The sequence below is a fragment of the Mesorhizobium sp. 2RAF45 genome (assembly GCF_052115225.1).
Lineage (GTDB): Bacteria > Pseudomonadota > Alphaproteobacteria > Rhizobiales > Rhizobiaceae > Mesorhizobium > Mesorhizobium jarvisii.
Map to the genome: position 1 here is coordinate 209,062 of NZ_JBFRGG010000002.1, position 12,521 is coordinate 221,582.

At 63.3% G+C, this 12,521-nt stretch carries 12 protein-coding genes; 3 read left to right on the forward strand and 9 right to left on the reverse strand.

Features of this window, described 5'->3' with window-relative positions; genetic code table 11:
• Positions 1-3 precede the first annotated feature (3 nt).
• The 9 genes from AB4Z43_RS05830 to AB4Z43_RS05870 form a co-directional block, all read right to left on the reverse strand.
• Positions 4-678, reverse strand: a complete 675-nt coding sequence (locus tag AB4Z43_RS05830; protein ID WP_064980470.1) for a PadR family transcriptional regulator — start codon at positions 676-678, stop codon at positions 4-6.
• 220 nt (positions 679-898) lie between these two features.
• Positions 899-1,513: a GyrI-like domain-containing protein gene (locus tag AB4Z43_RS05835; protein WP_441936433.1), complete on the reverse strand. Its 615-nt coding sequence runs from the start codon at positions 1,511-1,513 to the stop codon at positions 899-901.
• A 101-nt stretch (positions 1,514-1,614) separates the two neighbouring features.
• The gene (locus tag AB4Z43_RS05840; protein ID WP_027047266.1) at positions 1,615-2,007 is read right to left on the reverse strand and encodes a thiol-disulfide oxidoreductase DCC family protein; all 393 of its coding nucleotides are present in this window, start codon (positions 2,005-2,007) and stop codon (positions 1,615-1,617) included.
• Between the two features lie 13 nt (positions 2,008-2,020).
• A complete protein-coding gene (locus tag AB4Z43_RS05845) occupies positions 2,021-3,079 on the reverse strand; it encodes a DMT family transporter (RefSeq protein WP_064981625.1) in 1,059 nt (352 codons plus the stop codon).
• Between the two features lie 26 nt (positions 3,080-3,105).
• Positions 3,106-3,375 (reverse strand): putative hemolysin, encoded by a 270-nt coding sequence (locus AB4Z43_RS05850; RefSeq protein ID WP_064980474.1) that lies wholly within the window; start codon positions 3,373-3,375, stop codon positions 3,106-3,108.
• A gap of 102 nt (positions 3,376-3,477) precedes the next feature.
• Positions 3,478-3,771, reverse strand: coding sequence for a GYD domain-containing protein (locus AB4Z43_RS05855; protein ID WP_027047268.1), 294 nt, complete (start codon positions 3,769-3,771; stop codon positions 3,478-3,480).
• Positions 3,772-3,954: 183 nt separating this feature from the next.
• A complete protein-coding gene (rpoD, locus tag AB4Z43_RS05860; RefSeq protein WP_019860483.1) occupies positions 3,955-5,979 on the reverse strand; it encodes an RNA polymerase sigma factor RpoD in 2,025 nt (674 codons plus the stop codon).
• 366 nt (positions 5,980-6,345) lie between these two features.
• Positions 6,346-8,280: a DNA primase gene (gene dnaG, locus AB4Z43_RS05865; RefSeq protein ID WP_027047269.1), complete on the reverse strand. Its 1,935-nt coding sequence runs from the start codon at positions 8,278-8,280 to the stop codon at positions 6,346-6,348.
• Between the two features lie 140 nt (positions 8,281-8,420).
• Positions 8,421-8,789 (reverse strand): RcnB family protein, encoded by a 369-nt coding sequence (locus AB4Z43_RS05870; protein WP_441936437.1) that lies wholly within the window; start codon positions 8,787-8,789, stop codon positions 8,421-8,423.
• 387 nt (positions 8,790-9,176) lie between these two features.
• On the opposite strand from AB4Z43_RS05870, the gene AB4Z43_RS05875 reads away from it, so the two are divergent.
• The 3 genes from AB4Z43_RS05875 to AB4Z43_RS05885 all read left to right on the forward strand — a co-directional run bounded on the left by AB4Z43_RS05875 (position 9,177) and on the right by AB4Z43_RS05885 (position 12,520).
• On the forward strand, positions 9,177-10,841 hold the full coding sequence (locus tag AB4Z43_RS05875) for a Na/Pi cotransporter family protein (RefSeq protein WP_019860486.1): 1,665 nt from the start codon (positions 9,177-9,179) through the stop codon (positions 10,839-10,841).
• Positions 10,842-10,972: 131 nt separating this feature from the next.
• A complete protein-coding gene (locus tag AB4Z43_RS05880; protein ID WP_019860487.1) occupies positions 10,973-11,182 on the forward strand; it encodes a DUF2061 domain-containing protein in 210 nt (69 codons plus the stop codon).
• Positions 11,183-11,335: 153 nt separating this feature from the next.
• On the forward strand, positions 11,336-12,520 hold the full coding sequence (locus AB4Z43_RS05885) for an MFS transporter (RefSeq protein WP_441936440.1): 1,185 nt from the start codon (positions 11,336-11,338) through the stop codon (positions 12,518-12,520).
• The last annotated feature ends 1 nt before the right edge of the window (position 12,521 follow it).

The following is a 12,521-nucleotide window of genomic DNA, read 5'->3' on the forward strand; positions in this document are numbered from 1 at the left end:
GGATCAGCGGTGCGTCAGCGCTTCCAGCGCTTCCGCCGCGGCTTCGAGAATGGCGATCGCCTCGGCCTGCTTTTCGGCCGGGGCATCGACGATGTCGCCCAGCGCAGCGCGCAGGCGGTGGCGGATGGCGCGGAATTCGTCGCGCGTCTCCGAACGCTCGCCACGGCCGCCCCGGCCGCCGCGGCGGTCCTCGCCATCATCGTTCCAGCCGAACCAATCGCGCGCCTTGGCCATCTTGCGGCCAAAGCGCTCGAGGTGGTCGAGCACGCCGTCGATCATCTCGCGATTGTCGGCAAGATGCGCCTGTCCGGCCTCGGTGATGGAAAACACCTTCTTGTTGCCTTCGCTCGACGAGACGGCATAGCCGGCCTCTTCCAGGAAGGTTAGCGTCGGGTAGACCACTCCCGGGCTCGGGCTGTAGATGCCGCTGGTGCGCTCTTCCAGTGCCTTGATGATGTCGTAGCCATGGCGCGGCGCCTCGGCCAGCAGCGACAGCGTGATCAGCTTGAGGTCGCCGTCGGCCAGCATGCGGCCGGCGCGGAACATGTCGCCCGGACCACCGCGTCCGCCGCCACGACCGCCATGGCCGAACGGACCAAAGCCGCCGCCCCCTCTGCCACCGAATTTGCCGGCCATGTGCATGAACATGCGTTCGCCGAAATGACTATGTCTGTGCATGATTGCTCCTTGAGTTCTATCTTACGATATATCTTAATTAAGCAGCTGCCCTCTCGGAGTCAAGATATATCTTACGATGTATCGAGGCATGGAACCAGAGGCTTGCTTTCGCCGGACACGCGGCTAGAAGGCGCTTCGCGGGTCGACGACCATTGCGCGAGCGTCTGACATCGGGCTCGAAGGTACCTTCGGGCCCCTTCGACCTGCGGTGTCGTCAGGTCTATCGTTTCTTGACCGGCTGGCGGATCACCGTTTTCAGTTTTTCTGGTGCCGCCTTGCGGGGGTCACCCAGGTAGATCTCGTGGTGCTTTCCGCTTTCGACGAGACCGTTGGCGGGCAGGAATTCCTCATGCAGGCGCAGGATCGTAGGCCCTTCCGCGCTATAGGGTCCGATATGCATGATCTGCACCGCCAGCCCTTCGTGAAAGGACTGCAATCTGAGACTTTCGGGCGGCTGGCCGAGCTTCGCGCGCGCCTTTTCGAGAGCCGCCTCGAACATTTCGGCTGGGATCCAGTCCGGCTGCATGATCATCATGGTCCACGACCAGAGATCCTTGTCGCCCGTCAGGAAGCTCGACATGTCCTCGGCCCACCAGAGGCCTTCCAACGGGGCCACGCCATAATCCTTGCCGAGTTCCTTTTTCGACATGAACTTCAGTGGATAGCTCACCGAGTAGAGCCATTCGATCGCATGCCGGTATTCTTCGGAGGTATTCGGGTCACCCTTGCCGTCGATCATCACAAACTGCAGCTTGGGAACATCGACCAGGGAAAACACACCGGCAGGAGGCTGCCAGAACGCCTTCATGATTTTTTTGAAGTCGATCTTCTCCATCCCAGACCCTCATCAAAAGTGATGGTTCCATAGTCGGTGCTATCGAGCGGGGCAGCATTGATTGAAGTCAACGCTGCGAGAGGCGACAGGCAAGACAAGGATTACCAGCGGCCCTTGCGCCGGTTCCAGGCGTAGAGCAGGTCGGCGAAGCGATCATAGGCAAGGCGTGTCAGCGGCAAGGCCATCGGATTGCCGAAAAGCGTGGCCAGCCAGCCCTCGCCCGGTGTCGCCCGCCATATGGCAATCGCGACATCGGCGCCGACCAGCAGCCGGCCGGCCGCGTCGGTGGCGTGCAGCCGGCGGCGGATGTCTTCCAGCGAGGCGCCAAAACGGCCAAGCGCCGCCGGCTCCAGATTGATGTCGCGAAACTCGATCCGCCCGGCCTTGACCGCTTCGATCAGCCGCCGCTTTTGCCAGATGATGCCCGCATCGCAGACAGGGCAACGCGTGTTGTACCAGACGGTCAGTTCAGGCTTGGGTGTTTGCTTGAGCATGATCTTGGCATGCTCAGCCGTGGCTATGCCGATGATGCAGGTCCGGATAATGCGGATGCCGGTGGCGCATCGGCGCATGCCGGTGCCAATGCGAATGCGGCTCACTCACAGGCCCGTCATGATCGTGCTGGTGGTGCTCGTCATGCACATGGCTGTGCTCGTGTTCCAGCGCCTCATGGTCATGCTCATGGTCGTGGCGTTCCGACAGATGCAGCCACAGGCCGACGCCCATCAGAAGCCCCGCGATCCCCAGCTTGAGTGTGACGGCATCGCCCAGCATGGCGATGGCCAGCAGCGCACCAATGAACGGAGCCAGCGAATAATAGGCGCCTGTGCGGGCCGTCCCGAGATGGCGCAGCGCCAGGATGAACATCACCAGGCTGACGCCGATGCCGAGGAAGCCGACCGCGGCCGTGGCCGCGACAATGGGCGTCGTGGGAAACGACGCCCCGGAAGCCAGCCCCAACCCGACATTGGCTGCACCCGCCACCAGGCCTTTCAGCATGGCGATCACCACGGGGTCGGTGGCTGAAATCCTACGCGTGAAATTGTTGTCCAGCCCCCAGGCCACGCAAGCCCCCGCCACCAGCAGGGCGCCCGGGTTGAAGGCAACGCCGCCGCCGTCCCACGACAACAGCACCGCGCCCGCCAGGATGGCGAAGGCGCCGAAAAGCAGGCGCCGGTCGACATTCTCGCGGTAGACGAGCCAGGCGATCGCCATCGTCGCCAACCCTTCCAGGTTGAGCAGCAGCGCTGAACTGGATGCCGTGTTGAGGCTGAGGCCGAACATCAACAGCACCGGCGCGAGGATGCCACCCATGCCGATTGCAAGCGCCAGCCAAGGGATATCCCGGGCGGCCAGTTGCGGTTCGCCAGCCGCCGCCTGCTTGCCGCGAAGCAAGCGATAGAGAGCGAGGCCGAGACCGGCGCCGAGATAGAGCAGGCCAGCCAGCATGAAGGGGTTCACGGCATCGAGCAGCAGCTTGGAAAGCGGCGGCGTCGCGCCGAACAGAGCGGCCGAGCCAAGGGCGAGCGGCACGCCGGGCCAAAGATGCGAATGTGTTTCGGACATCATCTCACCCTATGACAGCGCGCATTTCATTTGCCGCCCATCGCCGCCTTTGGCCCGATGCATTTGTTGTCACGAAACAGCGCCCACTCTTCGCACAGGCGCCCTTTGGGGAGCCGGCAAAACCCGTATTCGTTGCCGGCTCTGTCCTTCCTGATCACCAGGCGCCCGCCGATCTCGCCGCAATGGGCGGATGCCGGATTGGCCATGCCGACCGGTTTTTGCGCGGCAGCACCTGCGGCGAAAGGCATCGACGATATCAAGGCAAGGCTGGCAGCCAGTATCGAGACTTTCTTCATCGCGTTCCCCTGGCCGCAGTCTATCACGGCGAAGCGTCCTGTCCTGCGGCAAAGCGCCGTCAGGCCGGATACCCTTGTCATCGCCTTCAAACCTGCCGCTTGCTATCCAAGCGACGAGATGATCTCGCGGTAGGCGAATTCGGGAAAGGCTTTCAGCGTCCGCGTCCGTATGTTGCCGGCCGCCGCAAGCATCAGCGAGAAACGTGCCAGGACGGCATCGTCGGGTGCTTCGACCACCGCCACCATGTCGTATTCACCCATCGTCAGGTAGAACGCCTTGAACGAGCCGCCCATGTCGCCCAGCTGCTTCCTGGCGGCATCGAGCCGCTTCGGCGAATCGCGCACGTTCTTCGCGCCCTGCTCCGTCCAGTTCATCAGCACGATGTAGCTTGTCATGGCACACCTCCCTCCGGGGCCACGGAGCACGGCATCTTCGCCGGGGCGGGCATCCGGGTTGTCGCCCAGAAAATGCATCCGACCTGGAAATTATCCTCCCGAAGGCTGCGAGCTGCAAGAGCGCGCGCCACAAACGAAAAAGGGCGCCAGTGGCGCCCTTTTAGATTTTGCTGTCGGTCTGTCTCAGCTGTCGAGGAAGCTGCGCAGCTTGCGCGACCGGCTCGGGTGCTTGAGCTTGCGCAGCGCCTTGGCTTCGATCTGGCGGATACGCTCGCGGGTGACCGAGAACTGCTGGCCGACTTCTTCCAGCGTGTGGTCGGTGTTCATGCCGATGCCGAAGCGCATGCGCAGCACACGCTCCTCGCGCGGTGTCAGCGAGGCGAGAACCCGCGTGGTGGTCTCGCGCAGATTGGCCTGGATCGCCGCGTCGATCGGGAGGATCGCCATCTTGTCCTCGATGAAATCGCCCAGATGCGAATCCTCCTCGTCGCCGACCGGCGTTTCGAGCGAGATCGGCTCCTTGGCGATCTTCAGCACCTTGCGCACTTTTTCGAGCGGCATGGCGAGCTTTTCGGCCAGCTCTTCCGGCGTCGGCTCGCGGCCGATCTCGTGCAGCATCTGGCGCGAGGTGCGCACAATCTTGTTGATCGTCTCGATCATATGCACCGGGATGCGGATGGTGCGCGCCTGGTCGGCGATCGAACGCGTGATCGCCTGCCGGATCCACCATGTCGCGTAGGTCGAGAACTTGTAGCCGCGGCGGTATTCGAACTTATCGACCGCCTTCATCAGGCCGATATTGCCTTCCTGGATCAGGTCGAGGAACTGCAGGCCGCGATTGGTGTATTTCTTGGCGATGGAGATGACGAGGCGCAGATTGGCCTCGACCATTTCCTTCTTGGCGATCGCGGCTTCGCGCTCGCCCTTTTGCACCTGGTTGACGATCTTGCGGAATTCCAGGATCGAGATCGCCGTTTCGGTGGCCAGGTGCTGGATCTCGGCGCGCAGGTCCTTGATCGCATCCTTCTCGTTCTTGGTGAATTCCTTCCAGCCGCGCGAGGTCAGATTGCCAATCGCGCGCGTCCAGTTGGGATCGAGCTCGGAACCCTGGTATTCCTTCAGGAACTCCTCGCGGCGCACACCATAGCTTTCGGCGAGGCGCAACAGCTTGCCCTCGTTCTGCACCAGGCGTTTGTTGATGTCGTAAAGCTGCTCGACCAGCGCCTCGATGCGCGCCGTGTTGAGCGACAGCGACTTCACCGCCTTGATCAGCTGGTCCTTCAACTCCTTCAGCCGGCGGTCCTGGCTGGGCGACAGCGTGCCGGCGGCGGCCAGACGGTTCTCGACCTGCTGGTCCTGCAGCTTGCGCAGCTTCTTGTAGGTGTCGGCGATGACGTCGAGCGTCTCCATCACCTGCGGACGCAGTTCGGCTTCCATCGCCGCCAGTGACAGGCTCGCCTCGTCCTCGTCTTCCTCGTCATCGTCCCCGATGCCGCGCGTATCGGCGCCGACATTGGTGATGTCGTCTTCATCGTCACGCCCGCGGCGCGGCTTTTCCTCGGCCTTCGGCGCTTCCTCGATGCGCTCGACCACCGGCGCCTGCTTGGCTTCCGGGCCGGCATAGGTCGCTTCGAGATCGATGATCTCGCGCAGCAGGATCTTGGATTCGTTGAGCTCGTCGCGCCAGATGATGATGGCCTGGAAGGTCAGCGGGCTTTCGCACAGGCCCGCGATCATCGTCTCGCGACCGGCCTCGATGCGCTTGGCAATGGCGATTTCGCCCTCGCGCGACAGCAGCTCGACCGAGCCCATTTCGCGCAGATACATGCGCACCGGATCGTCGGTGCGGTCGGTCGGCTCTTTCTTGGTGGTGGTGGCGGCGACCGCCGTGCCGGTCTGTTCGGCCAGCTCGTTGGCGTCTTCCTCGGCGTCAGCCGCGGTGTCGCCGGCCTCGGCCTCTTCGCCCTGCTCGTCATCCTCGACGACGTTGATGCCCATGTCGGACAGCATCGCCATCGTGTCCTCGATCTGCTCGGAGGTCACTTCCTCGGAAGGCAGCACCGAATTCAGCTCGTCCATCGTGACATAGCCGCGCTTCTTGGCGGCCTTGATCATCTTCTTGACAGCATCATCGGAAAGGTCGAGCAGAGGGCCATCGGTGGCGCCTTCGCGTTCGGTCTCGACCTCTTCCTTTTCCTTAGTCGCCATAATTTTTATCTTCTCCTAGCGGCCGGGCATCGGGGCCGCGTAAGCTGTCGGACCAGTCAAATCGGATAGGCTCGTTTCGAAACGCGCTTCACCGGGCCACTAACTTCATTGATCGTTAAGTCCAGATTAACCCTGATATCTGTGGCAGGCGGCCTGCCTGTCCAGTGACCAGTACCTCACATCGCTCATTTCCCGTCGGCGCGGGTGCGGGTTAACGTTTCGAATCGTCCTGATTCCGCCATTCTGTCTGAAGGTCAAGCGCCTCTGGCATGATTCGCATGAAAAAAGCGAATCAATTACCCGACTTAGCGCGCCTTGCTCCCCTGGGAAGCCCGGCCACGCTCTCATTCCTGCACTCAGTTGCACTTAGGCTCGCCCAGCCCTGCCCGACGAAACGCCGAATCCTTCGATCAGCGCTTCCGTCGCCTGTACATCCTGAAATTGCGCCTGAATTTCGATCAGATGGCGGAAGTTTTCGTCCGATGGATCTGCTTCGAGCGCCGCTTCCGCCTGTTTCAGCTCCTTATGTAAGGTGCGCGCGCTGCGCTGCAAGTGCAGCGCCTGGTTCAGAGCGTCGCGGGCGTCGTCGAGTGCTGCCGTCTCCAGCGCCGGCCATTGCCGTGCCCGCCGGATCAGGCCGACGGCGCGCTCCCAGATCTCGGCGCAGCCGGCACGCTCGATCGTCGCCACCACGGCGTGGCGGTCATTGGCCATGTCATGCGCCATCGCGTCGAGGATGGCGGCGTGCAGCCGCTGCAGCTCGGAATTGGCGAGGTCGAGAAATTCTACATGGGCGAAATTCTCGTCGATCAGCGCCGGATGGTTGACCAGCGCCACGATGATCGTCGCCTCGCGCACCGACATGCCCTCGCTGCCGCGCTTGACCAGCGCCGACTGGCCGAGGCTTTCGGTGATCGCCATGCGGCCGCCACCAGGCTTGGCGAACTGCCCACCGGGTGCGGCTGCCTTGCCCTGCCCCGGTTTCCAGTCCTGGCGCCCTTGCCGTGTATCGCGCTGCGAGCCGAAGAAGCTCTTTTCCCGCTCACGCATTTCCTGCTGATAGTGATAGCGCGTGCTTTCGTCGCGGATGCGGCTGGTCAACTCCCGCAGCGTCTTTCCCAGTTCCGCCCGGCGCTCCGGCGTGTCGAAGACACCGCCCGCGGTCTCCCGCATCCACAACAGGTCGACCAGCGGCCGCGCGTCGGCGAGCACGGCGCGGAACGCGTCCGGCCCTTCGGCCTTGACCAGGTCGTCGGGATCCTTGCCCTCCGGCAGCAGCGCAAAACGTGCCGAGCGCCCGGCCTGCACCGACGGTAATGCCAGATCTGCGGCACGCCATGCCGCCTTCAGCCCGGCCTTGTCGCCGTCGAAGCACAGCATCGGCTCCGGCGCCATGCGCCACAACAGTTCGAGCTGGTTTTCGGTGAGCGCGGTGCCGAGCGGCGCCACGGCATTCTCGAACCCGGCCTGCGCCAGCGCGATGACGTCCATATAGCCTTCGACGGCAATGACCGTGCCATCCTTGGCGAGCGCCTTGCGCGCCCGGGCGAAATTGTAAAGCACGTTGCCCTTGTGGAAGAGCTCGGTATCGGGCGAGTTCATGTACTTGGCCAGCGCATCGGGCGCCAGCGCCCGGCCGCCAAAAGCGATGATCTTGCCGCGCGAATCCGGGATCGGGAACATGATGCGGTCGCGGAACCAGTCATAGGAGACCGGAATGTCGTCGCCGTGCCGCACCAGCCCGCAGGCTTCGATATCGGCCTTCGGCACGCCCTTGGCGGCAAGATGTTCCTTGAGCGCGTTGCGGCTGTCCGGGGCGTAGCCCAGCCGGAACGACTGCTGCGTCGCCGGCGTCAGCCCGCGGTCCCTGAGATAGGCGCGGGCCTTTGCCCCCTCAGGCCCCTGCAGCCGCTCCTGGAAGAAGGTGGTCGCCATCTCCATGACGTCGGTCAGGCTGGCGCGTTCCTTCTCGCGCCGCTCTTCCTGGGCGTCGCGCACCGGCATCGGCACGCCTGCCATGTCGGCGATCTTCTCGACCGCTTCGGGGAAACTCATTCCGTCGAGTTCGGTCAGGAATTTGAAATGATCGCCCGAGACCGAGCAGCCGAAACAATGGTAGCGGCCCTTCTTGTCCTCGCAGTGGAAAGACGGGCTCTTCTCGCCATGGAACGGGCAGCAGGCCCAAAAGTCGCCACGCGACGCGTTGGTCTTCCTGCGATCCCACGCGACGCGCTGGCCGATAACCGATGAAATCGGCACGCGGTCGCGGATCTCGTCGAGAAAGGCGGGCGGAAAGCGCATTGAGGGAACTCGTTTCCCCACCATATAATCATGCCAGCGAAATCCGACGACCCCCAATACCGGCCATACCCGGTTTCCACAGGGCAAAAAGAAAGGCGGCCGTTGCGGGCCGCCCTCTTTTCCAGGCCAATGCTGGAAGCTTAATGCGCGGCGATCGCGCCGAAGATGATGCCGGATAGGACACTCACCAGCACATAGTCGTTGCCGACGCGGATCCATTCCTGGCCGCGGCCGGGACGATGCAGGCCGTAGCGGCCATAGTCGCGGATCGGCTGGTGCTGCCTCCAGCCCGAATATTTCTGGCCGTTGCGCCAGTGGTTCCGCTTCACGACGACCTTCTTCTTGAAGACGCGCTTCCTCACATCATTGTGGTGGCCCGGCTTCTGCCAGTCGACCGTGGTGTAATTCGACTGCGGCGCGACCGGCGCGTTCATCGGCGCGGCCTGGCCGGCAAGTGAGGTGGCGGCTAGCATCGAGACGGCGAGGACAGAAAGAACAATGCGCTTCATGAGAAATCTCCTTGGTTGTCGATGCCCGAGGAATAGCGGCCGACGGATGAACTGAAACTGAACGCCGGCATTACAATTGTGTAATGAAATCTTCTGCTTATTGCAGATATTTGAACATCATCGCAAAGACGAGTGTCGGCCACTCGGCAAAAGCAGCCGTTCTCCGGATCGGCCAAAGCCCGGCTGTGCAACCATTTGCGTACCCGTCCATTTCCCGACACGGCCTGTCGCCACGCGGCGGCCTCTTGAAATCGACAAAGTTTTATTATCCGGCTAAAATATTCCCGCTATTGTTCACAGTGTCATGATCATGATTCGAACCCTTGCTTTTCCGCCTGTTCGCCGCGCCGCCCGCACTGCGTGCCCTGTCCTCATGCAGGCGCCGAAATGAGCGGCTCCGTCGTCCTTCTGCATCTGGCCGGCGCCGTGGCGCTGATGCTGTTTGCCACCCGCATGGTGAAGACCGGCGTCGAGCGCGCCTATGGCGATGTGCTGCGCCACAGGCTGCGCGCCACCATGCGCAATCCGATCATGGCGGTGCTGGCCGGCACCGGCCTTGCCATCGCCCTGCAGAGTTCGACTGCCGTGACGCTTTTGGTCGGCTCCTTCGCCGGTTCTGGTATCGTCTCGGGCGCCGCCGGCCAATTGGCCGTGCGCGGCGCCGAGATCGGCTCGGCGCTGGTGGTCAAGCTGCTGACTTTCGACCTCACGCTGCTGGTGCCGCTCTGCCTGATCACCGGCACGGTGATGTTTATGGCCACCGAGCGTCGCGACTGGCGCCAGACCGGCCGCATCCTGGTCGGCATCGGCCTCTTGATCCTGTCGCTGGAAATGATCGGCCAGGCGTCGGAGCCGCTGCGCAACAGCCAGCTCATGCCGGTCATCATCAATTACTTCTCCAGCGATTCCATCACCGCCTATCTCTTGGCGGCGCTGATCACCTGGCTGTTCCAGTCCAGCATCGCCGCGGTGCTTTTGATGGCGACCCTGGCCGGCCGCGGCCTGATCAGCCCTGAACTCGGCGTCGTCCTCATCCTCGGCGTCAATCTCGGCTCTTCCATCATCGCCCCGATGCTGACCCGGTCAGCCGGGCCCGCTGTGCGCGTCGTGCCGATCGGCAATCTGCTGATGCGCGGGCTGGGCTCGCTGGTCATGCTGGTCCTGTTCATGATCGTCCGGCCGCATGTCGGCTTCCTCGGCGCGACGGCGGCCGACCAGATAGTCAACGCCCACATCCTGTTCAACGTCATCATCCTGCTGGCCGGCCTACCGCTGGCCGGCTTCGTCTACCGCGCCTCGGAGAAGATCGTCGCGCTCGGCACCAAGGCAGCGCCGGCCGCCTCGCTCGACGTCATCGAATTGTCCGCTCTCAACGAGAGCGCGCTGGATGTGCCGAGCCAGGCGCTGGCCAATGCGACGCGCGAGGTGGTGCGGGTCTGCGAAACAGTCGAGATCATGCTGAAGCGCATCATCGAGCTCTACGAGAGTGCCGACACCGATAAGATCAAGGCGTTGGCCGCCCTCGACGACCGTGTCGACCGCAAGCATGCGGCGATCAAACTCTACCTCGCCAAGGTCACCAAGAACCCGCTGACCGAGGACGAGGCGCTGCGCTGCCAGGAACTGATCGGCGCCTGCGTCAAGCTCGAGCAGGTCGGCGACATCATCGTGCGCAACATGCTGGTGCACGTGAAGAAGAAGGTCGATCGCGGGCTGGAGTTCACCGACGAGGGCTGGAGCGAATTGTGCGCCTTCCACGGCTCGGTGCTGGCCAATGCAAGGCTTGCCTTCAACGTGCTGGTCTCGCGCGACCCCGAAACGGCGCGTCAGCTGGTGCTGGAGAAGGACCAACTGCGCGACCGCGAGAAGGAAACCAGCGCCAGCCATTTCCTGCGGCTGCGCGAAGGCACCGCCAAAAGCGTCGAGACCAGCTCGATCCACCTCGACACCATCCGCGACCTGAAGCAGATCAATTCACTGCTGGCCTCGATGGCCTATCCGGTGCTCGAAGAGCGCGGCCTTCTCACAGGATCACGACTGAAGGCCAGCTAACGAGAAGGGATTTGCCACGGCGGCGTCAATTTGGGAACAAGCTTGCGTCGTTCCGGCTCGAACGGCAAAATTAGTCTTTGCTCACCCTCCCGCCCGTCGGCTAAGCATCTGATGCCCCCGGGAGGAAATCGATGGACACCCATTCGCGCAGTTTCGCCAAGGCGCTTTCCTGGCGCATAACCGGCACCATCGACACGATGATCATCTCGCTTGTGGTGACTGGTAGCATCAAGCTGGCGGCCGCCATCGGCGTGACGGAGGTCTTCACCAAGTCGCTGCTCTACTATTTTCATGAGCGCGCATGGCTGAAGATCCCTTACGGGCGCAGGACCCCGGTCTAGCAGCTTGCCCGCTGCCGGCATGCACTGCCGATTGCCAAGCCAGCGGCTGACGCGAGGGAATTCGGTCAAGAAAACCTAAAGTCGCGACAAAAATTTCTGGATTGCCCGCGCCGCCCATCCGTGGTTTGACGCCGTTCCAGCCAAGGCTTTCCCATGTCGCTTCCGCTCATTGCCCTGTTCATCGCCGCTTTCGCTTTCGGCACCACCGAATTCGTCATTGCCGGCGTGCTGCCGCAAGTGGCGGAAGGGCTCGGCGTTTCGGTTCCATCCGCCGGCTATCTCGTCTCCGGCTATGCCTGCGGCATCGCCATTGGCGGCCCGCTGCTGGCGCTCGCCACCAAATCCCTACCGCGCAAGACCTTGCTGCTCGGCCTCGCCATCGTCTTCACCATCGGCCAGGCGGCCTGCGCGCTGGCGCCCAACTTTACCTCGATGCTGCTGCTGCGCATCGCCGTGGCAGTCGCGCACGGCGCCTATTTCGGCGTCGCCATGGTGGTCGCCGTCGGCCTGGTTCCCGAGGACAAACGCGGCATGGCGGTCGCGGTCATCCTGTCCGGCCTCACCGTCTCCAACGTCATCGGCGTGCCGGCGGGCACCGCCATCGGCAACATCTGGGGCTGGCGCGCCACCTTCTGGGTGATGTGTGCGCTCGGCGTGGCAGCAACGGTCGCGATGACTGCCCTTCTGCCGCGCACCGCCGGGTATCAGGCCAAGCCCGCCGGCCTGGCGCGTGAGGTCCGCGTGCTGGCGCGCCAGCAGGTCTGGACCTCGCTGATCCTGATGCTCATGCTGATGCTCGGCCAGTTCTGCCTGTTCACCTACATCACGCCGACCTTGCTTGAGGTCACCGGGCTCGACGAAGACCTGGTGCCCTGGGTGCTGCTGCTCAACGGCGTCGGCGCGACGCTTGGCGTCTTCCTCGGCGGCAAGCTGTCGGACTGGAAGCTGATGCCGTCGCTCATCACCATGCTGGCCCTGCAAGCGGTGACGCTGGCGGTCATCTATGCCGTCAGCCCCTACCCCGTGCCGATGATCGTGGCGATCGTCATCTGGGGCGGCCTCAACTTCGCCATCGGCACGCCGATCCAGACCCGCATCCTGGCCTGGACGGCCGACGCGTCCAATCTTGCCTCATCACTGATCCCGTCCGGCTTCAATGTCGGCATCGCGCTGGCCGCGTCGCTGGGCGCCGCCATGCTCAATGCCGGCTACGGCTACCGCAGCTTGCCCGTGGTGGGCGCTTTCGCCATGCTGGTCGCCGTGGTGGTGGCTGCCATCTCCCAGGTCTGGGAAGCGCGCAGCAACGCCACGCCGCCGCTGACGGCACCGGCGGAGTAGC